This is a genomic window from Streptomyces verrucosisporus, assembly GCF_017114865.1.
GTDB classification, from domain to species: Bacteria; Actinomycetota; Actinomycetes; order Streptomycetales; family Streptomycetaceae; genus Streptomyces; species Streptomyces fenghuangensis.
In genome coordinates this window covers 433,516-457,763 of the sequence record NZ_JADEYH010000002.1, presented here as the reverse complement: position 1 = coordinate 457,763, position 24,248 = coordinate 433,516, and the positions used below count along the sequence as shown (strand labels likewise).

Genomic DNA, 24,248 nt, shown 5'->3' with positions numbered 1-24,248 from the left:
CTACTACACTGTCCATATGGAGGACGAGGTCGACCGACTGGTGGCAGCGTGGCGCCGCGAGCGCCCCGATCTCGATGTGGAGCCCCTGGAGGTGCTCAGCCGGGTCAGCAGACTCGCCCGCCACCTCGACCGGGCCCGCCGCATCGCCTTCGCCGAACACGGGCTGGAGCCATGGGAGTTCGACGTGCTGACCGCGCTGCGCCGGGCCGGCGCGCCCTACCAGCTCTCCCCCGGCCAGCTGCTGACCCAGACCCTGGTCACCTCCGGGACCATGACCAACCGCATCGACCGGCTGGCCAAGAAGGGGCTGGTGGGACGGCTGCCCGACCCCAGCGACCGGCGCGGCGTGCTGGTCCGGCTGACGGAGGCCGGACGCGACCGGGCCGACCGGGCCCTGGCCGGTCTGCTGGAGCAGGAGCGGGCCATCCTCGCCGAACTCCCCTCCAGCCGGCGGGCGGAGCTGGCCGGGCTGCTGCGGCAGCTCACCGCGCCCTTCGACAACCTCCCCTGACAGGGCCGCGGCACGGGCCCGGAGGGGAGTGGGACTAGGTCGTCACATGTTCCAGGTCCACCGGGCCGACGCCCGCCTTGCGGGCCAGCGCCACCGCGGCCAGCGTGGAGTGCACCCCCAGCTTGCCCAGCACGTTCTGCATATGGGTGCGGACGGTGTGCGGGGAGAGGTACAGCCGCTCGGCGACCGCCTTGCGGCCCAGCCCGGCCACCATGCAGCGCAGCACCTCGTGCTCGCGCGGGGTCAGCGACTCCACCAGCCGCTCGCTCTCGGTGCGGTGCCTGCGCGTCGCGGTCAGCTCGCGCAGCACCCCGGTCAGCAGGGCGGGCGGCAGATGCGTCTCGCCGCGCAGCACCCCCCGGACCACCTGCAGCAGCCGGGAGAGCGAGCACTCCTTGGCGACCCAGCCCGACGCCCCCGCCTGGAGCGCGGCGGCCGCGCGGCGCGGGTCGTCGCGCTCGGCGAGCACCACGGTGCGGGCCTCGGGATGGTCGGTGCGGACCCGTGAGACCAGGGCGATACCGCCGGACGCGGTCGACGCGTCGGCGGCCGCACCGGGCGCCGGCGCCTCGGCGGCCTCCGGCGCAGCGCCCCCGAGGTCGGCGTCGATGAGCAGGACGTCGAAGCGGCGACCGTCGGCCGCCGCCCGTTCCAGGGCACGCAGCGCCGCGGGGCCGCTGCCGGCCGCGGCCGCCTCCACGTCCTGCTCCACCGCGAGTGCCGCGGCGAGGGACTCGGCGAATATGCGGTGGTCGTCCACCACGAGAACCCGGATACGTTGCACGCACACCCCCTGCCGCCGAAAGGCCCGCCCGCACCGGGCGCGGCACCCGGTACGGGACCGGGCGGGCCGCACGCCCGCCGCCGTGCCCCTGCTCGTACCCGGCCCCCGTGCGCCGCGTCCGGCGTGTGCCGCCCCCTGGTGCGCACCGGCCCCCGGCGGCCGGTGCCGTCCATCAGCGTACGGCCGGGATACGGCCGGGGAGGCCGATTGTCGAAAACCGACCGGCCCCGCGGCTCGCGGCGACCGGACGTGCGCGGTCGGTGGCGTCCGGTACGGCGCGGACCGACCGCTTCCGGCACATCGCGGTCACCGCACGGCGCGCCGCATCCCGCACCGCGCGCCCGGCCCGCGGGCCGGCGCTCTCAGCCGTACAGCCGGCGCGCTCCCGCCGAGGGGACCGCCTCGAACAGCCGCGGGGCCAGGTGGCCCGCCGCGTCGAAGGCTTCGGCGACCGCCGTGCCGATCTCCTCCGCACCGGCGGCCTCCACCAGGACGACCGCGGAACCGCCGAAGCCGCCGCCGGTCATCCGGGCACCCAGCGCGCCCGCCGCGTTCGCCGTCTCCACCGCCAGGTCCAGCTCGGGACAGGAGACGGCGAAGTCGTCGCGCAGCGAGGCGTGCCCGGCGGTCAGGACCGGGCCGATCGAGCGGGGGTCGCCCGCGTCCAGGAGGCCGGTGACCTCCTCCACCCGCCGGTTCTCGGTGACCACATGGCGCACCAGGGGCCGCAGCGCCGGATCGGCCAGCCGGGCCAGCGCCGCGTCCAGCTCCCCGTGGGGGACGTCGCGCAGGGCCGCCACCCCCAGGGCCGTCGCGGCCTCCTCGCAGCCCGCCCTGCGCCGGGCGTACTCGCCGTCGCCCAGCGCGTGCTTGACGCGGGTGTCCACCACCAGCAGCCGCAGGCCCCCGGCGGCCAGGTCGAACGGGATCTGGCGGGCGGTCAGGTCCCGGGTGTCGAGGTGGAGTGCGTGCCCGGCCGCGCAGCAGGCCGACGCCATCTGGTCCATGATCCCGCAGGGGACGCCGACGAACTCGTTCTCGGCCCGCCGGCAGAGCAGGGCGATCCGCTCGGGGGCGAGCTCCAGGCCGTACAGGTCGTTCAGGGCCACCGCCGTGGCGACCTCCAGCGCGGCCGAGGAGGACAGGCCCGCGCCGGTGGGCACATCGCTGCGGATGTAGAGGTCGGCGCCCCCCTCCCGGCCGGACAGCAGGCCGGCCTCGCGCAGCGCCCACACCACCCCGGCCGGGTAGGCGGCCCAGCCGTCGGCCGCGCCCGGGGCGAGCTCCTCGGCCCGCAGGCGCACCGTGCCGCCCGACACCTCTGCCGAGTGGAGGCCCAGCACGCCGTCGTCGCGGCGGGCCGCCGCCACCCGGGTGGTGTGCGGCAGGGCCAGCGGCATGACGAAGCCGTCGTTGTAGTCGGTGTGCTCGCCGATGAGGTTGACGCGGCCCGGCGCGGCCCAGATCCCGGCGGGCTCGCCGCCGTGGACCGCGCGGAAGCCGTCGGCGGCCTCGGCCGTCTGGGCCGCGTTCAGCGCCTCCGCCTCGGCCTCGGTCCCGGCGTCGGTCCCGGCGTCCGCCCCGGGGTCCAGTGGCCCGTTCACGTTCCGCTCCCCTCACCGCCGCCGGCGGCGTCCAGCGCCCTGCCCCGGGCGAAGGCCCAGGCGTCGGCGACGATGTCCTTCAGGTCGGTGCGCGAGGGCCGCCAGCCCAGCCGCCGCCTGGCCCGCTCCGCCGAGGCGACCAGGAACGCCGGGTCGCCGCCGCGGCGCGGCGCCGTCTTCTCGGGGACGGGGTGGCCGGTGACCTCGCGGACGGTGCGGATCACCTCGCGGACGGAGAAGCCGCTGCCGTTGCCCAGGTTGCACACCAGGTGCTCCCCGGGCTGCGCGGCGTCCAGCGCCAGCAGATGGGCCTCGGCGAGGTCGGCGACGTGGATGTAGTCGCGTACGCAGGTGCCGTCGGGGGTGGGGTAGTCGTCGCCGTAGACCGAGATCGCCTCCCGCTGCCCGAGCGCGACCTGGAGCACCAGCGGAATGAGGTGCGACTCGGGTTCGTGCCGCTCGCCGAGGGTGCCGTGCGCGCCGCGGTAGGCACCGGCCACGTTGAAGTAGCGCAGCGAGACGGCGGCCAGGCCGTGGGCGGCGCACTCGCCGGCGATCATGTGGTCGACGGCGAGCTTGGAGGCGCCGTAGGGGTTGGTGGGGGCGGTGGGGGCGTCCTCGCGGATGGGGATCTCCTCCGGCTCGCCGTAGGTGGCGGCGGTGGAGGAGAAGACCAGGGTGCGCACCCCGGCCCCGCGCATCGCGTCCAGCAGCGCCATCGTGCCGCCGACGTTGTTGTGCCAGTACTTCTCGGGGCGGACGACGGACTCGCCGACCTGGGAGCTGGCCGCGAAGTGCAGCACCGCGTCACAGGAGGGGTCCAGCCAGTCGGCGGCGTCCTGGATGCGTCCTTGTACGAAGTCCGCGCCCGCCGGCACGCCCGCGCGGAAGCCGGTGGACAGGTCGTCCACCACCGTCACCCGGTGCCCGGCCTCCAGCAGGTGCGCCGCGACGACGCTTCCGACGTAGCCGGCCCCGCCGGTCACCAGATACGTGCCGCTCACCGGCTCGCCACCTCCCGCAGCCGCCGCGCCGCGGTCTCGGGCGGCACGTCGTTGATGAAGACCCCCATGCCCGACTCCGAGCCCGCCAGGTACTTCAGCTTCCCGGACGTGCGGCGGATCGTGAAGAGTTCCAGGTGCAGTGCGAAGTCCGCCCGTCCGGCCCAGTCCTTCTCACCGTCCGGGCCCAGCGGTGCCTGGTGCCAGCCGGAGATGTAGGGGGCGGGCGGCTCGCCGGGGCCGAAGATCCGGTCGAAGCGCCGCAGCAGCTCCAGGTAGGCGCCGGGGAACTCGGCGCGGGCGTCCTCGCCCAGTTCCGTCAGGTCCGCCGCCCGCCGCCGGGGGTACAGGTGCACCTCGTACGGCCAGCGCGCGGCGTGGGGCACGAAGGCGGTCCAGTGGCCGGTCTCCAGCACTACGCGCCGTCCGTCGGCGCGCTCGGCGGACACGACGTCGTCGAAGAGGTTGCCGCCGGTGCGTTCCCGGTGGGCGGCGGCCGAGCGCAGGGTGCGCTCGGTGTGCGGGGTGACGAAGGGATAGGCGTAGATCTGGCCGTGGGGGTGGCCGAGGGTGACGCCGATCTCCCGGCCGCGGTTCTCGAAGCAGAACACCTGGCGCACGCCCGGCAGCGCCGACAGCTCGGCGGTGCGGTCGGTCCAGGCGTCCAGGACCAGGGCGGCCCGTTCCTCGGTGAGATCGGCGAAGGAGGCGTCGTGGTCGGAGGTGAAGCACACCACCTCGCAGCGCCCGGCGCCCGGCGCCCGGACGAACAGGCCTCCTCCGTCCTCGGCCTCCTCCGGCCCCGGGGGGCCGGCCAGGGAGGGGAAGCGGTTCTCGAAGACGGCCACCTCGTAGTCCTCGGCCGGGATCTCCGTCATACGGCCGTCCCGGGACGGGCACAGGGGGCATTCGTCGGCCGGCGGGTGGTACGTGCGGGCCTGGCGGTGGGCCGTGACCGCGACCCATTCACCGAGCAGGGGGTCGTGGCGGATCTCCGATGCCGCGGCGACGGCGGCCAGGGGACGCCGGTCCACGGCATCGCCTCTCGTGGCGCCGTCGTCGCCACGAACGTCGTAGTACACGAGTTCACGGCCGTCGGCGAGGCGGGTCGGGGTCTTTTTCACCTGGGGTCTCCCTATACTGCGACCCAAACATAATCGAACATAAAAAATCATGAGTGAACATTGACGTCAAGGGGCCTCCCCCGCAGCGGTCCCGTCACGCCACGGAGGCGACCTGCTCATGCCGTCGTACCAGCTGGCCCAGGACCTTCGGCTCCCCACGAACGCCCTGGACTACACGATCCTGGCCATCTACTTCCTCGTCGTCCTCGGAGTCGGGTTCGCCGCCCGGCGCAGCATCAGGACCAGCCTGGACTTCTTCCTCTCCGGCCGCTCGCTGCCCGCCTGGGTCACCGGCCTCGCCTTCATCGCGGCGAACCTCGGCGCGCTGGAGATCCTGGGCATGGCGGCCAACGGCGCGCAGTACGGCGTCTACACCGTGCACTGGTACTGGGTGGGCGCCATCCCTGCGATGGTCTTCCTCGGCCTGGTGATGATGCCCTTCTACTACGGGTCCCGGGTGCGCTCGGTCCCCGAGTTCCTGCTGCACCGCTTCGGGTCCTCGTCCCACCTGCTCAGCGGCGTCCTCTTCTCGGCCGCCTCGGTGCTGATCGCGGGTGTCAACCTCTATGCGCTGGCCATCGTGCTGGAGGCGCTGCTGGGCTGGCCGCAGTGGGTGTCCATCGTGGTCTCGGGCCTGTTCGTGCTGCTCTACATCACCCTGGGCGGCCTGTCCTCGGCCATCTACAACGAGGTCGTGCAGTTCTTCGTGATCCTGGCCGGACTGATCCCGCTGACCGTCCTGGCCCTGGTCCGCGTGGGCGGCTGGAGCGGGCTGAGCGACTCGCTCACCGCCTCGCAGGGCGACAACTTCGTCTCCGCCTGGGGCGGGACCGGCATCGGTTCGGACAACCCGCTGGGCGCCAACTGGCTCACCATCGTGCTCGGCCTCGGCTTCGCCCTGAGCTTCGGCTACTGGACGACGAACTTCGCCGAGGTCCAGCGCGCCCTGTCGGCCAAGAACCTCTCCGCCGCCCAGCGCACCCCGCTGATCGCCGCCTTCCCCAAGATCTTCATCCCGGCGATCGTCGTCATCCCCGGTCTGGTGGCGCTGGTGGTGGCGCCGGACATCGGGCAGGGCGACGGCCTGGAGTACAACGAGGCGGTCCCCCTGCTGATGCGCGACCTGCTGCCCAACGGTGTGCTGGGCATCGCGGTGACCGGCCTGCTCGCCGCCTTCATGGCCGGCATGGCCGCCAACGTCTCCGCCTTCAACACCGTCTTCACCAACGACATCTGGCGGCCCTACCTGGTCAAGGGCCGCCCGGACTCGTACTACGTGGTCACCGCGCGGGTGGTCACCGCGATCGGCGTGCTGCTGGGCATGGGGACGGCGTTCATCGCGGCGACGTTCAGCAACATCATGAACTACCTCCAGACACTGTTCTCCTTCTTCAACGTGCCGCTGTTCACCGTCTTCATCATCGGCATGTTCTGGAAGCGGATGACGGCCGCGGCCGGTTTCTGGGGGCTGCTGGCGGGCACCGTCGCGGCGATGGTCAACTACTTCTGGTTCTACCGGGGCGGTCTGCTCGACATCCCCACCGACCAGGGCGCCAACTTCGTCTCCGCCATCGTCGCCTTCGTCGTGGGCACGCTCGTCGTCGTGGTCGTCACCCCCCTCACCAGGCCCAAGCCCGTCGAGCGGCTGGCCGGCCTGGTGTACGGCACCCGGGCCCCCGGTGTGGCCGAGCCCCCGGCCGAGGGCGACGAGGCCTGGTACCGCAGGCCCGCGCTGCTGGGCTGGGGCGCGATCATCCTCGCCGCCCTCTGCTACCTCCCCTTCTCCTTCTGAGCGCCCCGCGCACCGCACAGCGAAGGATGTGATCCACCGTGACGAACGACGGCAACAGCGGCAACGAGGGCAACGGCGGCGACGGTGCGGGCGGTCCGCACGGCGCCCACGAGTACCGCGGCCCCTCGGACCCCCGCACCCCCTCCGGTCCCCCGGACCCGGCCGACCCCGCCGACCCCGGTGTCCCCGGCGCCGGCAAGGGCGATCCGGAGCCGGACTGGCGGGAGGAGGAGCGCGACCTGGAGGAGCGGTCGGCCAGCGCCGCCCGGCTGTTCGACATCCGCCGTGTCATCGGCGTGCTGTTCGTGGTCTACGGCCTCCTGGTCACCATCGCCGGGTTCTTCGTCTCCGACGCCGACCTGGCCAAGGCCCAGGACGTCAACATCAACCTCTGGGCCGGGCTGTCGATGCTGGTGCTGGGACTGCTGTTCCTGCTCTGGTTGCGGCTGAGCCCGACGGTTCCGCCGCCGTCCCGGCGGGAGGCCGAAGGCGGCGGCCCCGGAGCCGGGCCGCCCGCGGAGGGCTGACCGGCGCCGTCCGCCGCCGCACGGGCCGGGGCACAGCGGATACGGGCGCGGGGCCGGCGCGTCAGCCCGGCCCCGCGCCCCGGTCCGTGCCTCCGTGCCCGCCGGCCACCCGGTCCAGCAGCCCGGTGCGGGCCGCCAGCGCCGCCGCCTCCAGCCGCGATCCGACCCCGAGCTTCATCAGTACCCGCTGCACATGAGTACGGGCCGTGCTGGGCGCGATCCCCATGCCCGTCGCGATCGCCCGGGTGTCCTCCCCCTCCGCCACCCGCACCAGCACCTCGGCCTCGCGCGGGGTGAGCATCCGCAGCAGCCTGACGCCCTCGTCGTCCGGCTCGGCCCTCGGGTTGAGCAGCTCCGCGAAGGCGGCCCGCAGCAGTTGCGGCGCCACCGCCACCTCCCCGGCACGTGCCCTGACCATGCCGCGCTCGACGCCCTCGATCCGCTCGTCGTGCCGTATGTAGCCCGACGCCCCCGCCGCGAACGCCGCCGCTATCCCCCGCGGGCTGGGCACCGGGCCCAGCACCACCACGGCGGTCTGCGGCCGCTCCCGCCTGATCCTGGCCACGGGGTCGAACGCACCGGGCTCGGCGGGCGACGCGGTGCCCCACAGGCACACCTCGGGGGCCCTGCTGACCACCAGCTCAGCCGCCCCCGCGGCCGGCGCGGCGGCCGCGAGCACCCGGTGCCCGCGCAACTTCAGCGCCGAGGCGAGCGCCTCGGCGTGCAGACGGTGGTCGTCGACCACCATGAGCCGCACGGTCATCCACACCCCTGTCGGTTCCATCGGGCCCGGTCCTCCGGGGCAGGGCCGCGCTCCCGTACGGCCCTGCGAGCCGCCCGGCTCCGTCTTGCCCCCGGAAGCTACACGCTCCCCCGGCGTCCCGCGTCCCTTCCGGCAAGAACCGGCGGGAACTCCCTCGGACCCGAGCGGGCGGCCCCGCGTCCCTCCACGGGGAGGGGCGCGGGGCCGTCGCTGGCGGCGGACCGCCGCAGGGGCCGGGCAGGGCCTCGGAACCTCAGCTGTAGGCGGCTATCGCCAGGTCGCTCAGACCGGCGGAGGCGTAGAACCTGTGGTTCACCAGGAAGAAGTGGCCGTCCTTCCAGAACGGGTGTACATCGGAGCCGTTGGCCATGTCGTACTCCTTCTTCACACTGTCGGCCGGCAGCTTCATCCGCGGGGACGGCTTGCCGTTGCCCGGGTCGAGCGCGACGACCTGCCCCGGCTTGTCGTAGCCGGGCAGTTCGTAGGCGAGCAGCGCGCCGTCCTCCACGGTGACCGGGACGATCCGGCCGCCCGATATCGGCTCCCCCAGCCACTTCGACTTCCCCGTGGTGAGGTCGAAGGCGATGATCTCGCTGGTCTGCCCGTACTCGCCGCCCTGGTGCGGCTTCGAGGAGATGTACATGGTCTCGCCGTCCACCACCGTGCCGGGGCAGTTGCTGAGCGTGATGCCCCGGCAGCCCAGCTCGTGTCGGTCCTTCTTGATGGTGATCTTCTCCTTGAGCTTGCCGCTGTCCGAGAGGACCATCACGTCGGTGATGTCGATGCTGGACTCGCCGCCGGCGTTGACCCCGAGGACCAGCGGGTCGGTGGAGAGGACCTTGCGGACGTCGATGCCGTCGGGCACCTCCCACTCCCACTTCTTCTTGCCGCCCGGGCCCACTCCCTGGACCTTCTGCGAGCCGCCGAAGCCGCACTCCAGCTTGGCGACGAGCTGGCCGCCGCCGGAGTAGCCGCGGTCCTTGCAGTCGGAGCCCTCCTCCTGCTGCCACAGCTCCTTGCCGGTCGCCAGGTCGTAACCGACCGCGTTACCGATCCAGGACGCCGCGGCGATGTCGCCGCTGACCGCCATCTCCGTGTAGCTGAACTCCGAGGAGCTGTCGCGCTTGGACGGCAGTTCCTTGTTCCACAGCTTCTTGCCCGCGGCCAAGTCGATGCCCATGACGAACTCGCAGCGCCGGCCGTACTGGACGACGGTCCTGTTCTCCGACATCTCGAAGGCGGCGGTGCAGTCCTTGGGGCGGGGCATGTCGATGGACCATGCCGTCTTGCCGGTCCTCATGTCGTAGGCCGTGGTGGAACTCGTCGTGGCCTTGACGAGGTTGTCGCCCACGAACCACGTGCCGGGCGTCTCCGCGATGATGTCCTGCTTGTCCACCTCGGGCGGGTCGACCGTCCAGGCGAGCTCGGCGTCGATCAGGCCCTTCTCGCCGCCGGAACCGCCGGAGTCACCGGAGCCGCCGGAGTCGTCCGAGCCGCCGTCCGCGCCCCGGGTGGTGCCCTTGTCGCCCTTCCTGGCCTCGGTGCCGCCGTCGTCCTTGGTCAGGAACCAGACGCCGCCGCCCGCGACGAGCAGGACCGCGACGACCGCGGCGACGACGGCCAGAATCTTGGCGTTCTTGCCGCCACCGCCGCCGGGCGGCTGCACACCGCCGCCGTACATGGGCTGCGTCGGGTACTGGCCGTATCCGGGCTGCTGTCCGTACGCGGGAGGCTGGCCGTACGCGGGAGGCTGCCCGTACGCCGGGGGCTGGCCGTACGGCGCCTGGGGCGTCTGACCCGGCTGCTGCGGATATCCGTACGACGGGGGCAGGCCTGGCTCGAACTGCGGCGCCTGGCCGAACTGGCCGGGCTGCTGCGGGTAGCCGTACGAAGGCGGGCCCGGAGGAGGGGCCTGCGGCGGCTGCCCCGGCCGATCCGGCTGGTCGGCCGGAGGCTGCGGCGCCTTGGACAGCGGAACCCGCGGAGCCTTCCCCTGTTCCGCCTTCTCCGGCTGCGCCTGCTCCTCGGGTTTCTCCGGCTGGTCCTGCTTCTCCTGCTGCTCCTGCTGATCCGCCCCCTCCGGCTGCTCCGGTCCGTCGTCCGGCTGCTCCGGAGGGGGGCCGAAGCCGCCGGACGGCGGCTGATTTGGTGGCGGAGGCGGCTGCGACATGGGTTTCCTCATTCACGCGCGGACCGGCTGCCCAGCCCCTCGCCCCCATGGGGCAGGGCGATTCGGACACGGCCCGCCACTTCTCGGCTGTTGCCGGCTCCTGGCGCCGACGGTCGGAAGGAAATTCTTTCTATCACCGGACACCCGTGAAGCCGCCTCCGGTTCCCGCTCCGGGCCATCAGGTGAGACCGGCCCGCGACCTGGCCGTTATCGTCCGCCGGGGCCTCCCCTTTCGCCTCCGGTCAGCCCTCCTCGGCCAGTTCCAACCAGCGCGTCTCCAAGTCGTCGCGCTCATCGGCTAGTTCGCGCAGCTCGGCGTCGAGCCCGGCGACCTTCTCGAAGTCGGTGGCGTGCTCGGCCATCTCGGCGTGCAGCGCCGTCTGGCGCTCCTCGATCCGCTCCAGCCTGCGCTCGATGCGCTGCAACTCCTTCTGCGCCGCACGCGAGAGGGCGGCGGACTTGGCGGCGGGCCGGGCCGCCTGCCCCGCCGGAGCCGCGGCCGGGGCGCCGGGCGCGGTGGTGGCCTGCCGCAGCCGCTCGCGGCGCTCCAGGTACTCGTCCAGCCCGCGCGGCAGCATCCGCAGCGTGCCGTCGCCCAGCAGCGCGTGCACCCGGTCCGTGGTCCGCTCGACGAAGTAGCGGTCGTGGGAGATGACGACCAGTGAGCCGGGCCAGCCGTCGAGCAGGTCCTCGAGCTGGGTCAGGGTCTCGATGTCCAGGTCGTTGGTCGGCTCGTCCATGAACAGCACGTTCGGCTCGTCCATCAGCAGCCGCAGGATCTGGAGCCTGCGGCGCTCGCCGCCGGAGAGGTCCCCGACGGGCGTCCACTGCTTGTCCTTGCCGAAGCCGAAGCGCTCGCACAGCTGGGAGGCGCTCATCTCGCGCCCCTTGCCCAGATCGACGCGCGAGCGCACCCGTTCCACGGCCTCCAGCACGCGCCAGGCGGGGTCGAGCTCGGCGACCTCCTGGGAGAGGTACGCCAGCCGCACCGTCCTGCCGACCTTGATCCGGCCGGCGGCCGGCTGCTTCTCGCCGCCACTGTACGCCGCGTCCGCCAGCGCCCGCAGCAGCGAGGTCTTGCCGGCGCCGTTGACGCCGACCAGGCCGATCCGGTCGCCGGGGCCGAGCTGCCAGGTCAGGTGCTTGAGCAGCACCTTGGGCCCGGCCTGGACCGTCACGTCCTCCAGGTCGAAGACGGTTTTGCCCAGCCGGGAGTTCGCGAACTTCATCAGCTCGGCGCTGTCGCGCGGCGGCGGCACGTCGGCGATCAGCTCGTTGGCGGCCTCGACGCGGAAGCGGGGCTTGCTGGTGCGGGCCGGGGCGCCGCGCCGCAGCCAGGCCAGCTCCTTGCGGACCAGGTTCTGCCGCTTGGCCTCCTCGGTGGCCGCGATGCGCTCGCGCTCGGCGCGGGCGAAGACGTAGTCGCTGTAGCCGCCCTCGTACTCGTGGACGGTGCCGCGCTGCACGTCCCACATCCGCGTGCACACCTGGTCCAGGAACCAGCGGTCGTGGGTGACGCAGACCAGCGCCGAGCGCCGGGCGCGCAGGTGCCCGGCGAGCCAGGCGATGCCCTCGACGTCGAGGTGGTTGGTGGGCTCGTCCAGCACGATCAGGTCCTGCTCGGCGATGAGCAGCTTCGCCAGCGCGATGCGCCGCCGCTCGCCGCCGGACAGCGGGCCGATGACGGTGTCCAGGCCCTGCGGGAAGCCGGGCATGTCCAGGCCGCCGAAGAGTCCGGTGAGGATGTCGCGGACGCGGGCGTTCCCGGCCCACTCGTGGTCGGCCATGTCGCCGATGACCTCGTGCCGGACGGTGGCGGCCGGGTCGAGCGAGTCGTGCTGGGTGAGTACTCCCGGCCGCAGCCCGCCGGTGTGGGTGACCCGGCCGTCGTCGGCGGGCTCCAGCTTCGCCAGGATGCGCACGAGGGTGGTCTTGCCGTCGCCGTTGCGCCCGACGACGCCGATCCGGTCTCCCTCGCTGACGCCGAGGGAGACGCCGTCCAGCAGCGCACGGGTGCCGTACACCTTGCCGACGGCTTCCAGATTGACGAGGTTCGTGGCCATGGGGCTCCCGCTGCCCGGCGCGCCGGGCTGGTGTGGTCTTCGGGTGGGCTGGTCAGCCTCTCAGCCTAGTCGCAGCCCGGGTGGGCACGCTCATGCCCGCCCCACGCCGACCGCACCACCGGCCGCGGCCCCGCGCAGCCGCCGCGGGCGCCCCGCGGAGGCCGCCGGCTCAGTACGACGGGCTGTGCTGGGCCGGGGCCGAGCGCGGGGTCGGCCGGTTGAGGCCGAACAGCGAGCCGGTGGCGGTCGCCAGCTCGGCGGCGCAGTCCGCCGCCGGCTGCTCCGGGACGCCCATCCGGCGCAGCGCACCGGAGAACGCGTCCTCCAGCAGGGCCAGCCGCCAGCTCAGCTCCGCGGGCCCGACCTGCCGGCCGTCGCGCGGCCGGCTCGACAGGACGGTCAGCACGTCCTGGGCGTTGCTCTGCAGATCGGCCAGGGACTGCCAGCCGTTCGGCAGCCGCGCCGGGCTCCGCTCCGACGGCTCCGCGTCCGGCGCGCCCAGCGTCACGGGGAGTTGCGCGGAGATCGAGGAGTACCAGTCGACCAGCGCACCGCTCAGGTCCGCCCGCAGGCCGTCGAGGAAGCTCAGCAGGACCGCGGCGCCCATGGGGGCGCCGACGGGCTCGACGCGCGGCGCGGAGTCCTCCGGTGCGGGCGGCCTGCCGCCCGCACCGGGGCCCATGAACGACCGGATGACGACCGGGACCTCTTCCTGCTGCGCAGGAGCGGATCGCTGGGCGGGCAGCAGAAGCGCCCGTACGGGCGCGATGCCGCGGGCGGCCTGTTCGGCCGCCGCCTGGCACGCGTAGTCAGTGGGCACGGGCCCCCCCTTCTTCCGAAGCCGCCTTCTCACGCGGCGTCGGCCTTGCGTTTCGGGGCCGTACCGTATCGTTCCGCGACGGCTTCGGGGAGGTGTCCGTCACACAGAGTTCACGCGCCGCCCCGCCCGGAGTCCCGTCAGACCTCCTCCCCGGGACGGGTACGGCCCGCGCGATGCCGTCCCGCGCGGGCCGTACGGGTGCCGAAGGGCGGGGTCAGCCGACGGAGTTGAGCACCTGGCGGACGACCGGGCCCGCGTTCGTGCCGCCGTGGCCGGAGGCGGGGACGACCGCCGCGGCGGCCATGTCGCCCCGGTAGGCGGTGAACCAGGCGTTGGGCTTCTCCTGGCCGTCCACCTCGGCCGAGCCGGTCTTCGCGCCGAAGTCGCCGCCGGTGCCGGCCATGGCCTCGGCCGCCGAGCCGCTGGTGGCCGTCAGCCGCATCAGCGAGCGCAGTTCCCGGGAGACGGCCGGGGAGAGGGTGCGCGGGGCCTTGGCCAGGCCGCGGCCGTCCACCTCGGGCGAGACGATGTACGGCTGGCGGAAGACGCCGCTCTTCACCGTCGCCGACACCGAGGCCATGATCAGCGGGTTCGCCCTGACCCCGCCCTGCCCGATCAGCGAGGCGGCCATCTGCGCGTCGGACTGCACGGGCACCGAGCCGTCGAAGGTCGCGGTGCCGACCTGCCAGTTCAGCCCGATGCCGAAGACGTCGCGGGCCTGCTTGGTGAGGTCGTCGTCCGACAGCTCGCCGGCCTGGCTGATGAAGGCGGTGTTGCAGGAGGCGGCGAAGGACTGCGCGAAGGTGCCGCCGTTGATCTCGAACTTGTCGAGGTTCTGGAACCTCCACCCGCCGTGGGTGAAGTACTTGGGGCAGGGGTGCTGCTTCGCGCTGGAGGCCAGGCCCTTCTCGATGAGCATCGACGCGGTGACGATCTTCATCGTGGAACCGGGGGCCAGGGAGCCCTTGAGAGCGGTGTTGAACCCCTGCGCCGGGGTGTTGGCGACCGCCAGGATCTCGCCCGTGCTGGCCTTCAGGGCGACGACCGACGCCTTGGGCTTGCCGGCGATGGCCTGGACGGCGGCCTTCTGCACCTCGGCGTCCAGTGTGGTCCTCAGCTCGCCCGGGGTGCCCTTGCTGAGCTGCCTGAGCGTCTTGACCTCCTTGCCGGCGGCGTCGGCGATCCGGGTCTCGAAGCCGGGCTTCCCGTCGGTCCTGTCACCGAAGCGCTTGCGCAGGTCGGTCAGGGTCGCGGCCAGTTCGGGGTACTCCTCGGCCGTCAGCTCGGCGCCGTTGCGGTCCAGGGCCTTGACGGGCGGTGCCCCGGCCTCGGCGGTCTCCAGCTTCTGGCCGCTCTCGAGTTCGGGGTGGAGGACGGACGCCTCCCAGTCGACGACGGGTTCGCCGCTGTCGTCGTCCCGTACGACCGTCAGCTCCGACTCGTACGTCCAGGAGGCGGGCTTCTCCTCCTTGTCGTACCGCACCTCGGCCTTCACCGTGAACGGGACGTCGGCGCCCGCGGCGGTGCCCGGTTCCAGGCGCACGCCCGACACCCGGGCGTCCTTCCGGAAGCCGGCCAGGGCCTTGGCCGCGGCGGCCTCGTCGTCGGTCAGCGCGGCGGCCTCCGCGGCCTCCCCCTCCTGCCAGGCCCTCAGGAACCCTGCGGCGGTCTCGCGGACCTCCTCGGCCGAGGGCGGGCCCGTCTCGGCCGCCGGTTCGCCGGTCCGGCCGTCGGAGAAGGCCACGTCCTGCCCGCTCTCGCCGCCGGCCGCGCCGCCGTCCCCGATCAGGGTGTACGCCCCGAACCCGGCGGCTCCGACCACGGCGGTGAGGACCGCCCCGATCACCGCCACCTTCCGACCGTCACGCATGAGTCTCCCGAATCTCCGCCCCTGCCCCGGACCGACACCGCCGGGGGCCGTGCGAAGAACCCTAGGGCACGTGGGCGGCACGGATCGGGGCCAGGCGTCCGCACCGGTGCCCGGTGCGGCTCCGTGAAACGGCCGCAGGAATTCTCCGTCCACCACGGGAATTATTAGTGTGCTTTTCCGAATATGGACAACAATAAAGGCGTTCTGATTGCCCGCCGGTGTGCCCCGCCTCGCCCGGTTCACTCTTCCGGAAGCACAACCAACGCTCCTCGCAGTCGTTGTCACTGCGAATCAGAAGGCCGATCCTCCTTCCGGCAATTAACGCCACGGGCCCGAGCCGCATCCGGCGGCTCGGGCCCGTGACACGTATGGAGCAGAAAATATAAGTGCGGCGCGCGGCAAGGCTTACCGTGTACTCGGCTCGCCAGTTCCTAGCATTACGCACGCAAGCCCGTGAAGCGGCTTCGTACATTGGAGGTACATGTCATGAAGATGAAGCGGACCGCCGCCGTCGCGCTTTCCGCCGCCGCCCTGGTGATCGGCGGAGCCGGCGTCTCCCAGGCCAACGACGGCCCGAAGTTCCAGAACAACGCGCAGATCCTGCCCTGCGTCAACCTGGAGCTGCTGAACGTCCCGATCGCGTCGGCGGACATCAACAACCTCGACTGCTCCGTCACCCACGTGGAGTCGAAGAAGGTCTCCTCCTACGAGTCCTTCAGGGACTGAGGAGCCGACCGGACCACCGGCGCACCACTGTCGAAAGGCCGCCCCGGCACACCGGGGCGGCCTTTCGCCTTTCCATGACACGCTCGCGGCATATAACCGAAAACAACACCCGCTTGGCGCAGTGTCAGCACATAAGCCCAGGTGGTGCGCCTATCGGCGACGCCCAGGCCCTGCTTTCCGCGGGACACGCAGAAACACGGAAGCGCGCAATCGGGGATTCGGTGGGTTAATGTCGCCGACGTGGGGGCAACTCCCGCCTTTCCGGTGAGCCGGCCGAACTTCGGCCGCAATCCGGAAACCGGTTATCCGGCCGCTCGGCGGCGGCCGGGGACATCGGAACCTTCCTTCTCTCGTCAAGGAGACAAGACAGCATGATGCTGAAGAAGACGCTCGTCGTTTCTTTCGCCGCCGCCATGGCCATCGCGGGTGGGGCCGCCAGCGCCCACGCCGGTGAGGCCAAGTTCGAGAACAACGCGCAGATCCTGCCCTGCCCGAACCTGGAGGTCGTGAACCTCCCGATCCTGTCGAGCGACATCAACAACCTCGACTGCTCTCGGAACTCCAAGGAGGAGGTCGAGATCAAGAAGGTCGTGAAGGTCGAGAAGGAGTCCGACATCCACGTCTCTCCGAAGCAGGAGCAGGCTCAGGGTCAGGGCCAGGGCCAGGAGGCCAAGCAGGGCCAGGGCCAGAAGCAGGAGGGCGAGAACGAGAACGAGAACAAGAACGCCGTCAAGAAGCACTGAAGCGACTGACGCCTCGCGTCGGACCGCCTCGGAACGCCGCCCGCCGGTCTCACCGGCGGGCGGCGCCGCTTTTCACCGGGGCCGTGTTCTGCCCGGACTCCCGGGGCTCCGGCTCGGGAGTCCGGCTCAGATCCAGGTGTCCAGCCACATACGGGACTGCCAGGCGTCCTTGGGGATCTGCACCCCGGTGTAGAGCGGGTGGAAGTAGACGAAGTTCCACACGATCAGCAGCACGAGCACCCCCGCGCCCACCGCGCCTGCCGCCCGCCGCCGCTCGGTGGAGCCCGGCGGTCCGAGGACCGCCCCGATCATCATCGCCAGCGCCAGACACAGGAACGGCACGAAGACGACCGCGTAGAAGTAGAAGATCGTGCGCTCCTGGTACAGGAACCACGGCAGCCAGCCCGCCGCCACCCCGCACAGGATCGCGCCCGCGCGCCAGTCGCGCCGCAGCACCCAGCGGTACAGGCAGTACAGCAGCGCGAAGCAGGCCGCCCACCACAGCAGCGGGGTACCCAGAGCGAGCACCTCGCGGGCGCAGCCGCCCTCCGCCGTACAGCCGCCCTCGCCCCGGTCGGAGGACTCGTAGAAGTACGACACCGGGCGGGCGGTCACCAGCCAGCTCCAGGGGTGGGACTGGTAGGTGTGCTCGGAGGTCAGCCCCACGTGGAAGCTGTAGACCTCGCTCTCGTAGTGCCACAGGCTGCGCAGCGGGGCCGGGACCCAGGTCATGTCGAACTGGGGCAGGGGCAGCTTCAGACCGGTGAAGGGGATGGGCAGCGACTCCGGCGACAGGCCCCGGCGTCCCTCCGCCCAGGTGCGGAAGTAGCCGCCCCGGCCCGCGAACCAGCCCGCCCAGGAGGCCACGTAGACGGCGACCGCGACCGGCACCAGGGAGAGGAAGGCGGGGGCGGCGTCCCGGCGCAGCATCGACAGGCGGGGGCGCCGGGCCCCGGCGGTGCGCCGGGAGGCGGCGTCCCACAGGACCGTCAGGATCCCGAAGGCGACCAGGACGTACAGGCCGCTCCACTTGGTGGCGCAGGCCAGTCCCAGGCAGAGACCGGCCGCCAGCCGCCAGGGGCGCGCGCCCAGGCCCAGCCGGTCGCCGGTGTCCGCGTCGGGCCGTCCGTCCGGCGGCAGGGCCGCGGCGAGCCGGGCGCGGGCTTGGTCGCGGTCGACCAGCAGGCAGCCGAAGGCCGCCAGCACGAAGAACATCAGCACCAGGTCGAGCAGCGCGGTGCGGCTCATCACCAGGTGCAGGCCGTCCACGGCCAGCAGGAGTCCCGCCAGGCAGCCCAGGGCGGTGGAGCGCAGCAGCCGGCGCCCGATGCGGCAGACCATCAGCACCGACAGCGTGCCGAGCACCGCCATCATGAAGCGCCAGCCGAACGGCGTCAGGCCGAACGCCGCCTCGCCCATGGCGATGATCCACTTGCCCACGGGCGGGTGCACCACGTACGCGGCGGCCTCGCTCAGCGGGGCCGCCGCGGGGTTGTCGAGGATGGTGTCGTTGGCGCCGTCGGGCCAGGTGCCCTCGTAGCCGAGCCGGTACAGAGCCCAGGCGTCCTTGGCGTAGTAGGTCTCGTCGAATATCACCGCGTGCGGCGAGCCGAGGTTCCAGAAGCGCAGGAGGCCGGCGAGGAGCGCGACGAGGAGCGGGCCGCCCCACGCCGCCCGGCGGCCCAGCAGCCGCGCGTCGTCCCCGTCCAGTCCGAACAGTCCCCACACCCGGCCGCGGCCGGGCTCCGGGTACGGCGGCACCAGCCGCTCCCGCACGCCCGCCCGGGGCGGCGGGGCGTATCCGTAGCGCCGCAGCCGCCCGCGCCACGCCGGGGCCTGCTCCCCGACGGGCTCCCCGTGCCGGGCCTGAGTCGCGGTGTCACTGGTCACGCGGGCCATCGTAGGGAACGGCCCTTCCGCGCGGTGCCGCGCACCGGCGGACGGGCGGCCCCGCGCCGACCCCGGCCCCCGCCGGAGCTGCGAGGATGGCGGGGTGAGCGGAACACTCGTACTGGCAGGCACACCCATCGGCGACACCGCCGACGCACCGCCCCGGCTCGCGGCCGAGCTGGAGGAGGCCGACATCGTCGCCGCCGAGGACACCCGGCGGCTGCGGCGGCTCACCCAGGCGCTGGGGGTGCGGATCTCCGGCCGGGTGGTGTCGTACTTCGAGGGCAACGAGGCCGCGCGCACCCCGGAGCTGGCCGACGCGCTGTCGGAGGGCTCCCGGGTGCTGCTGGTCACGGACGCGGGGATGCCGTCGGTCTCCGACCCCGGCTACCGGCTGGTGGCCGCCGCCGTCGAGCGCGGGATCAGGGTCACGGCCGTGCCCGGTCCGTCCGCCGTGCTGACCGCGCTGGCGCTGTCGGGGTTGCCGGTGGACCGGTTCTGCTTCGAGGGCTTCCTGCCGCGCAAGGCGGGCGAGCGGCTGGGGCGGCTGCGCGAGGCCGCCGGGGAGCGCCGCACGCTGGTCTACTTCGAGGCCCCGCACCGGCTGGCCGCCGCGCTGGCCGCCATGGCCGAGGCCTTCGGCGCCGACCGCCGGGCCGCGGTGTGCCGGGAGCTGACCAAGACCTACGAGGAGGTGCGGCGCGGCACGCTGGGCGAGCTGGCCGCCTGGGCGGAGGAGGGCGTGCGGGGCGAGATCACCGTCGTGGTCGAGGGCGCGCCCGCCGAGGCGCCCGGCGCGGTGGACGCCGCCGAGCTGGTGCGCCGGGTGGCGGTGCGCGAGGCCGCCGGGGAGCGCCGCAAGGAGGCCATCGCGGAGGTGGCGCGCGAGGCGGGGCTGCCCAAGCGGGAGGTCTTCGACGCGGTGGTCGCGGCGAAGAACGCGGGAACGGCCTGAACCGTCCGGGCGGCGGGCGGGAGCCCGGGCCGGAAAGGGGCGAGACGGGGACGGGCGGGCGGAATCGTGCGTTTCCGGCCGGGAAGGAGTCCACTGGTAGGAAGGAGAACCGGAAGGAGGTTCACATGGACCCCCGGGAGACGACCACCCGCGAGGAGTACTCCTTCGCCTGCCTGCGCTGCGGCCACGGCTGGGAGCGGGCGTACGGGATACGGCACCACACCGACCGCGACGGACACCCCTTCGTCACCTACCACGACCCGGCGGACGGGGGGCGGGTGCCGTCGCCGCTGACGCGCCCGGTCTGCCCGAACTGCGAGTCGCACGTGGTGCGAATCATGCGGGCGGGGCGGGTGTACGAGGCGGAGCGGGCCCTGCCGCGAAGGTGACGGCGGACGGCGGACGGGCAGGTGGCGGTCGGCCCGGCCGGGCGTCCTAGGATCGCGCCCATGGAGAAGTCCGCGCAGCCCGCGCCGCCGCCCGTACCGCTGAACGTGCCGGTCGCCGACTCGCACACCCATATCGACATGCAGGACGCCACGGTCGCCCAAACCGTCGCCGCGGCCGCCGAGGTGGGCGTGACGACCCTGGTGCAGGTCGGCTGCGACCTGGAGCGTTCCCGCTGGTCGGCGCGGGTGGCCGCCGAACACGACTCGGTGTGGGCCGCCGTCGCGCTGCACCCCAACGAGGCGCCGCGACTGGAGCGGGAGGGGGGCCGCGAGGCGCTGGACGCCGCCCTGGAGGAGATCGCCGGGCTGGCCGCGCGGCCGGAGGTGCTGGCCGTCGGCGAGAGTGGCCTGGACCACTTCCGGACGGGCGAGGAGGGGCGGGAGGCCCAGCGGTACTCCTTCCGCCGCCACATCGAGACCGCCAAGCGGCTGGGCAAGGCCCTGGTGATCCACGACCGGGACGCCCACGAGGACGTGCTGCGCGTCCTCCGGGAGGAGGGCGCGCCCGAGCGCACGGTCTTCCACTGCTTCTCCGGCGACGCCGGGATGGCCCGGGTGTGCGCCGCGAACGGCTGGTTCATGTCCTTCGCCGGCAACGTCACCTTCAAGAACGCGTGGCCGCTGCGCGAGGCGCTGGACGCCGCCCCGCCGGAGCTGCTGCTGGTGGAGACCGACGCGCCGTTCCTCACCCCGGCCCCGTACCGCGGGCGCCCCAACGCGCCGTACATGATCCCGTACACGCTGCGCGCGATGGCCGAGGTCAAGGGGCTGGACGAGGACGTTCTCGCGGAGCACGTCGCGGCCAACACGGCCCGCGCGTTCGGCTACTGAGGGGCGTGCGGCGGCTGGTGCCCGCGGCGCGGCGGCCCGCCTTTCGCAACGTAGGGTAGTCGTACGACTTGGGAGAGTGCCCGATACTCCGCTAGGGTCCCGGCCCGCCACCAGGACCGCTTGGGAGTACGTCGTGAGCCATCCGCAGGGGATCCAGCAGTACGAGTACGCGTACCCCTCCGCGCCGCCGCGGCAGCAGCCGTGGGAGCCGTACCGGCCGTGGGACTCGTGGGAGTACCGCGGCCAGGGGTACGGCGGGCCGGAGTGCGAACGGGACCCGTACGACACATACCGGCCCTCGTACGAGCTCCACGGCGCGCCGTACGGCGAGTACGAGGACCTCGGCGCGTACGGTCCGCCCCCGCCCCCGCTCCCGGAACCCCCGGCGCACCACCCGGAGCCCCCCGGGTACTCCGGGCACTCCGGGGCTTTCGGCCCCGCCCCGTGGCTGCCCCGGCAGCACACCGGCGGCAGCGGGGACGGCCCCGCGGACATCCCGGCGGGCGCCCCCGCGCACGGCACGGCCGGCGGCCGGGCCGCCGCCCGCCGGGCCGCGCGGGAGCGGAAGGCCGCCCAGCGCCCCGAGGCCCTGCGCCGCCTGCTGCCGCAGGCCCTCGTCGTCGCCTTCCTGGCGGGCGGCACCTGCGCCTTCGTCGTGGACGACAAGGCCGTCAGCCTGTCGGTGGAGGGCGAGGACGGGCCGCGCACCCTCCACACCTTCGCCGACGACGTCTCCGAGCTCCTGGCTGACGAGGGCGTGTCCGTCGGCGCGCACGACGCCGTCTCCCCCGCACCCGGCGAGCCCCTCTCCCACGGCGACAGCGTCACCGTCCGCTACGGCCGCCCGCTGACCCTCACCCTCGACGGCCGCCCCCGGCGGGTGTGGACCACCGCGGCCACCGTGGAGGCGGCACTGCGCGGGATCGGGGTGCGCCCGGAGGGGGCGCGAGTGTCGGTGCCCCGCGACCGGCGCATCGGGCGCGACGGCATGGCGCTGACCGTGTGGACCGAGCGGAGCGTGACCGTCCTCGCCGACGGACGCGAGCACACCGTCCGCACCAACGCCGCGACCGTGCGCGGGGCGCTGGCGGACGCGGGCGTCGAACTGCGCGGCGCGGACCGCGCCTCGGTGGACCCGGACTCCTTCCCCCGCGACGGCCAGACCGTCACCGTGCTGCGCATCACCGAGACCGAGCGGGTGCGCGACGAACCCATCCCGTACACCACCGAGCGGCGCGCGGACCCGTCCCTGTTCCGCGGCGCCGAGGTGGTGGAGCGGACGGGTCTGCCGGGGCTGCGCCGGCTGACCTACGAGGTGCGCACGGTCGACGGGGTGCGGCAGCGGCCCCGCCTGACCGGGACGGCGGTGGTGCGCGCGCCCAGGCCGCAGATCGTGCGCGTGGGCACCGCCGAGCCGCCCTCCTCGGTGCGGGGCGCCGACGGCCTGGACTGGGAGGCCCTGGCCCGCTGCGAGTCCGGCGGCCGCCCGGACGCGGTGGGCCCCGGCGGCCACGGCGGGCTCTACCAGTTCGACACCCGCACCTGGCGCTCCCTGGGCGGGGAGGGCCGCCCGCAGGACGCTCCCCCGGCCGAGCAGACCTACCGGGCGAAGAAGCTGTACGTGCAGAAGGGCGCGAGTCCCTGGCCGGTGTGCGGCCGTAAACTGCACCGGTGAGCTCAGCCCCCTCCCCCTCCCCCTCCCCCGACGCCGGTGCCGGTGCCGGTGCCGGTGCCGACGCCCTCCTCGGCCCCGCCGACATCCGCGAGCTGGCCGCCGCGCTGGGGGTGCGCCCCACCAAGCAGCGCGGCCAGAACTTCGTCATCGACGCCAACACCGTCCGCCGGATCGTGCGGACCGCGCGGGTGACGCCCGAGGACGTGGTGGTCGAGGTCGGCCCGGGGCTGGGGTCGCTGACGCTGGCCCTGCTCCAGGAGGCCTCCTGGGTGACGGCGGTGGAGATCGACGACGTGCTGGCGGCCGCGCTGCCCGCGACCGTCTCAGCCCGGCTGCCCGGCCGGTCCGACCGCTTCGCGCTCGTCCACCGCGACGCGATGCGCGTCACCGAACTGCCCGGCCCCGAGCCCACCGCGCTGGTCGCCAACCTTCCCTACAACGTCGCCGTACCCGTCCTGCTGCACATGCTGGCGACGTTCCCGTCGATCGAGCACGGCCTGGTGATGGTCCAGGCCGAGGTCGCCGACCGGCTCGCGGCCGAGCCGGGCTCCAAGGTCTACGGGGTGCCGTCGGTGAAGGCCGCCTGGTACGCGGAGGTGCGGCGGGCCGGGGCCATCGGGCGCAACGTCTTCTGGCCCGCGCCCAACGTGGACTCCGGGCTGGTGTCGCTGACCCGGCGCGAGCCGCCGCGCACCAGTGCCACCCGGCGGGAGGTCTTCGCCGTGGTGGACGCCGCCTTCGCCCAGCGCCGCAAGACGCTGCGCGCGGCGCTGGCGGGCTGGGCGGGCTCGGCCGCGGCGGCCGAGGCGGCGCTGACGGCCGCGGGGACCGACCCCCGCGCCCGGGGGGAGTCACTGACGATCGAGGACTTCGCGGCCATCGCGGAGCGGAAGGGCACCACCAGCACATGAGCACCGCACAGACGGCCGGCCCGGACACCGCCCGTACCGCCGCGCCGGTCACCGTACGCGTACCCGCCAAGGTCAACGTGCAGCTCGCGGTCGGCGGGCTGCGGCCGGACGGCTTCCACGACCTGGCCAACGTCTTCCTGGCCGTCGGCCTGTACGACGAGGTCACCGCCACCGCCACGGCCCCCGGCGAGGGCCCGCGTGTGACCTGCTCCGGACCGGACACCGACCAGGTGCCGCTGGACCGCACCAATCTGGCCGTCCGCGCCGCCGACGCGCTCGCCGCGCGGTACGGCCTCGTGCCGGACGTCCATCTGCACATCAGCAAGGAGATCCCCGTGGCCGGCGGCATGGCCGGCGGCAGCGCGGACGCGGCGGGCGCGCTGCTGGCCTGCGACGCGCTGTGGGGCACGGGCGCCTCGCGCGAGGAACTTCTTGGGATCTGCGCGGAGTTGGGCTCGGACGTGCCCTTCTCCCTGGTCGGCGGCGCGGCGCTGGGCCGGGGCCGTGGCGAGCTGCTGACGCCGCTGGAGGTGGGCGGCGTCCTCCACTGGGTGTTCGCCGTCGCCGAGGGCGGGCTGTCCACCCCGGCCGTCTACCGCGAGTGCGACCGGCTGCGCGAGGTGCGCGGCGGCGGCGCGGGCGTGGACGCCGTACCCGCGCCCGAGGCCTCCCCCGCGCTGCTGGCCGCGCTGCGCGCCGGGGACGCGGCCGAGCTGGCCGGGCAGCTGTCCAACGACCTCCAGCCCGCCGCCGTCTCCCTGCTGCCCTCCCTGGACGACACCCTGGCGGTGGGCACCCGGGCGGGCGCGCTGGCCGCCCTGGTCTCCGGCTCCGGACCGACCTGCGCCTTCCTGGCCGAGGACGCGGCGGCTGCCTCGGACATCGCCTTCGCCCTGCGCGCCTCGGGCGTCTGCCGAACCGCCCACACCGCCACGAGCCCGGCGCCGGGCGCCACGGTGGTCCGTCCGGCGGCCTGAGTACCGCGACGCACTTCCCCGGCAGGGCCTTTGAGCGCCTCCGCCCTGCCGGGCCGGCGGCG

20 protein-coding genes and 1 pseudogene are annotated in these 24,248 nt (G+C 73.7%); 11 read left to right on the top strand and 10 right to left on the bottom strand.

Annotated elements, in window-relative coordinates; translation table 11 throughout:
* Positions 1-16 precede the first annotated feature (16 nt).
* The gene (locus tag IQ279_RS05130; protein WP_206347066.1) at positions 17-511 is read left to right on the top strand and encodes a MarR family winged helix-turn-helix transcriptional regulator; all 495 of its coding nucleotides are present in this window, start codon (positions 17-19) and stop codon (positions 509-511) included.
* A 34-nt stretch (positions 512-545) separates the two neighbouring features.
* On the opposite strand, the gene IQ279_RS05125 is transcribed toward IQ279_RS05130, so the two are convergent.
* From IQ279_RS05125 to galT, 4 genes are all read right to left on the bottom strand, one after another.
* On the bottom strand, positions 546-1,295 hold the full coding sequence (locus IQ279_RS05125; protein WP_206347065.1) for a response regulator transcription factor: 750 nt from the start codon (positions 1,293-1,295) through the stop codon (positions 546-548).
* 362 nt (positions 1,296-1,657) lie between these two features.
* On the bottom strand, positions 1,658-2,830 hold the full coding sequence (galK, locus tag IQ279_RS05120; protein ID WP_206347204.1) for a galactokinase: 1,173 nt from the start codon (positions 2,828-2,830) through the stop codon (positions 1,658-1,660).
* 65 nt (positions 2,831-2,895) lie between these two features.
* A complete protein-coding gene (gene galE / locus IQ279_RS05115; protein ID WP_206347064.1) occupies positions 2,896-3,903 on the bottom strand; it encodes a UDP-glucose 4-epimerase GalE in 1,008 nt (335 codons plus the stop codon).
* Positions 3,900-5,024: a galactose-1-phosphate uridylyltransferase gene (gene galT, locus IQ279_RS05110; RefSeq protein WP_206347063.1), complete on the bottom strand. Its 1,125-nt coding sequence runs from the start codon at positions 5,022-5,024 to the stop codon at positions 3,900-3,902. The genes galE and galT overlap by 4 nt, the downstream gene beginning before the upstream one ends.
* 118 nt (positions 5,025-5,142) lie before the next feature.
* Here galT and IQ279_RS05105 point away from each other — a divergent pair, with 118 nt between their 5' ends.
* Together IQ279_RS05105 and IQ279_RS05100 are read left to right on the top strand one after the other, a co-directional pair.
* Positions 5,143-6,816 carry a sodium:solute symporter family protein gene (locus IQ279_RS05105; RefSeq protein WP_206347062.1) on the top strand — a complete coding sequence of 558 codons (1,674 nt, stop codon included), beginning with the start codon at positions 5,143-5,145 and terminating at the stop codon, positions 6,814-6,816.
* A gap of 239 nt (positions 6,817-7,055) precedes the next feature.
* Positions 7,056-7,343, top strand: a complete 288-nt coding sequence (locus IQ279_RS05100; protein ID WP_206347203.1) for a hypothetical protein — start codon at positions 7,056-7,058, stop codon at positions 7,341-7,343.
* A gap of 61 nt (positions 7,344-7,404) precedes the next feature.
* Here IQ279_RS05100 and IQ279_RS05095 read toward each other — a convergent pair whose 3' ends face one another.
* From IQ279_RS05095 to IQ279_RS05075, 5 genes are all read right to left on the bottom strand, one after another.
* Positions 7,405-8,106, bottom strand: coding sequence for a response regulator transcription factor (locus IQ279_RS05095; protein ID WP_206347202.1), 702 nt, complete (start codon positions 8,104-8,106; stop codon positions 7,405-7,407).
* Between the two features lie 253 nt (positions 8,107-8,359).
* Positions 8,360-10,276, bottom strand: coding sequence for an outer membrane protein assembly factor BamB family protein (locus IQ279_RS05090; protein WP_206347061.1), 1,917 nt, complete (start codon positions 10,274-10,276; stop codon positions 8,360-8,362).
* Positions 10,277-10,518: 242 nt separating this feature from the next.
* Positions 10,519-12,339 (bottom strand): ABC-F family ATP-binding cassette domain-containing protein, encoded by a 1,821-nt coding sequence (locus IQ279_RS05085; protein WP_206347060.1) that lies wholly within the window; start codon positions 12,337-12,339, stop codon positions 10,519-10,521.
* Between the two features lie 169 nt (positions 12,340-12,508).
* Entirely contained in the window at positions 12,509-13,159 is a 651-nt protein-coding gene (locus tag IQ279_RS05080) for a hypothetical protein (protein WP_206347059.1), read from the bottom strand.
* A 214-nt stretch (positions 13,160-13,373) separates the two neighbouring features.
* Entirely contained in the window at positions 13,374-15,029 is a 1,656-nt protein-coding gene (locus IQ279_RS05075) for a penicillin-binding transpeptidase domain-containing protein (protein ID WP_206347058.1), read from the bottom strand.
* A 486-nt stretch (positions 15,030-15,515) separates the two neighbouring features.
* Between IQ279_RS05075 and IQ279_RS05070 the strand changes: the two genes are divergently transcribed.
* Both IQ279_RS05070 and IQ279_RS05065 read left to right on the top strand, forming a co-directional pair.
* Complete coding sequence (locus tag IQ279_RS05070) at positions 15,516-15,755, top strand: hypothetical protein (protein ID WP_206347057.1); 240 nt, start codon at positions 15,516-15,518, stop codon at positions 15,753-15,755.
* A gap of 371 nt (positions 15,756-16,126) precedes the next feature.
* Positions 16,127-16,498 (top strand): hypothetical protein, encoded by a 372-nt coding sequence (locus IQ279_RS05065; protein WP_206347056.1) that lies wholly within the window; start codon positions 16,127-16,129, stop codon positions 16,496-16,498.
* A 126-nt stretch (positions 16,499-16,624) separates the two neighbouring features.
* Here the strand turns inward: IQ279_RS05065 and IQ279_RS05060 are convergent, their stop codons facing one another.
* The gene (locus IQ279_RS05060; protein ID WP_206347055.1) at positions 16,625-18,397 is read right to left on the bottom strand and encodes a dolichyl-phosphate-mannose--protein mannosyltransferase; all 1,773 of its coding nucleotides are present in this window, start codon (positions 18,395-18,397) and stop codon (positions 16,625-16,627) included.
* Between the two features lie 94 nt (positions 18,398-18,491).
* Between IQ279_RS05060 and rsmI the strand changes: the two genes are divergently transcribed.
* The 6 genes and pseudogenes from rsmI (at position 18,492) to IQ279_RS05030 (ending at position 24,186) form a co-directional block, all read left to right on the top strand.
* Complete coding sequence (gene rsmI, locus IQ279_RS05055; protein ID WP_206347054.1) at positions 18,492-19,343, top strand: 16S rRNA (cytidine(1402)-2'-O)-methyltransferase; 852 nt, start codon at positions 18,492-18,494, stop codon at positions 19,341-19,343.
* A gap of 125 nt (positions 19,344-19,468) precedes the next feature.
* Positions 19,469-19,720: pseudogene (locus tag IQ279_RS05050) on the top strand (hypothetical protein); the annotation flags it as partial.
* Positions 19,721-19,792: 72 nt separating this feature from the next.
* Positions 19,793-20,623 carry a TatD family hydrolase gene (locus IQ279_RS05045; RefSeq protein ID WP_206347052.1) on the top strand — a complete coding sequence of 277 codons (831 nt, stop codon included), beginning with the start codon at positions 19,793-19,795 and terminating at the stop codon, positions 20,621-20,623.
* 133 nt (positions 20,624-20,756) lie between these two features.
* On the top strand, positions 20,757-22,298 hold the full coding sequence (locus tag IQ279_RS05040; RefSeq protein ID WP_307792209.1) for a resuscitation-promoting factor: 1,542 nt from the start codon (positions 20,757-20,759) through the stop codon (positions 22,296-22,298).
* An 83-nt stretch (positions 22,299-22,381) separates the two neighbouring features.
* The gene (gene rsmA, locus IQ279_RS05035) at positions 22,382-23,209 is read left to right on the top strand and encodes a 16S rRNA (adenine(1518)-N(6)/adenine(1519)-N(6))-dimethyltransferase RsmA (RefSeq protein WP_307792229.1); all 828 of its coding nucleotides are present in this window, start codon (positions 22,382-22,384) and stop codon (positions 23,207-23,209) included.
* Positions 23,206-24,186, top strand: a complete 981-nt coding sequence (locus IQ279_RS05030; protein ID WP_206347050.1) for a 4-(cytidine 5'-diphospho)-2-C-methyl-D-erythritol kinase — start codon at positions 23,206-23,208, stop codon at positions 24,184-24,186. Before rsmA ends, IQ279_RS05030 begins: the two co-directional genes overlap by 4 nt.
* The last annotated feature ends 62 nt before the right edge of the window (positions 24,187-24,248 follow it).

Coding starts and splice junctions, on each gene's coding strand:
- IQ279_RS05130 (WP_206347066.1), top strand. CDS start 17: ATGGAGGACGAGGTCGACCGACTGGTGGCAGCGTGGCGCCGCGAGCGC.
- IQ279_RS05105 (WP_206347062.1), top strand. CDS start 5,143: ATGCCGTCGTACCAGCTGGCCCAGGACCTTCGGCTCCCCACGAACGCC.
- IQ279_RS05095 (WP_206347202.1), bottom strand. CDS start 8,106: ATGACCGTGCGGCTCATGGTGGTCGACGACCACCGTCTGCACGCCGAG.
- IQ279_RS05090 (WP_206347061.1), bottom strand. CDS start 10,276: ATGTCGCAGCCGCCTCCGCCACCAAATCAGCCGCCGTCCGGCGGCTTC.
- IQ279_RS05085 (WP_206347060.1), bottom strand. CDS start 12,339: ATGGCCACGAACCTCGTCAATCTGGAAGCCGTCGGCAAGGTGTACGGC.
- IQ279_RS05075 (WP_206347058.1), bottom strand. CDS start 15,029: ATGCGTGACGGTCGGAAGGTGGCGGTGATCGGGGCGGTCCTCACCGCC.
- IQ279_RS05070 (WP_206347057.1), top strand. CDS start 15,516: ATGAAGATGAAGCGGACCGCCGCCGTCGCGCTTTCCGCCGCCGCCCTG.
- IQ279_RS05065 (WP_206347056.1), top strand. CDS start 16,127: ATGATGCTGAAGAAGACGCTCGTCGTTTCTTTCGCCGCCGCCATGGCC.
- IQ279_RS05060 (WP_206347055.1), bottom strand. CDS start 18,397: ATGGCCCGCGTGACCAGTGACACCGCGACTCAGGCCCGGCACGGGGAG.
- IQ279_RS05045 (WP_206347052.1), top strand. CDS start 19,793: ATGGAGAAGTCCGCGCAGCCCGCGCCGCCGCCCGTACCGCTGAACGTG.
- IQ279_RS05030 (WP_206347050.1), top strand. CDS start 23,206: ATGAGCACCGCACAGACGGCCGGCCCGGACACCGCCCGTACCGCCGCG.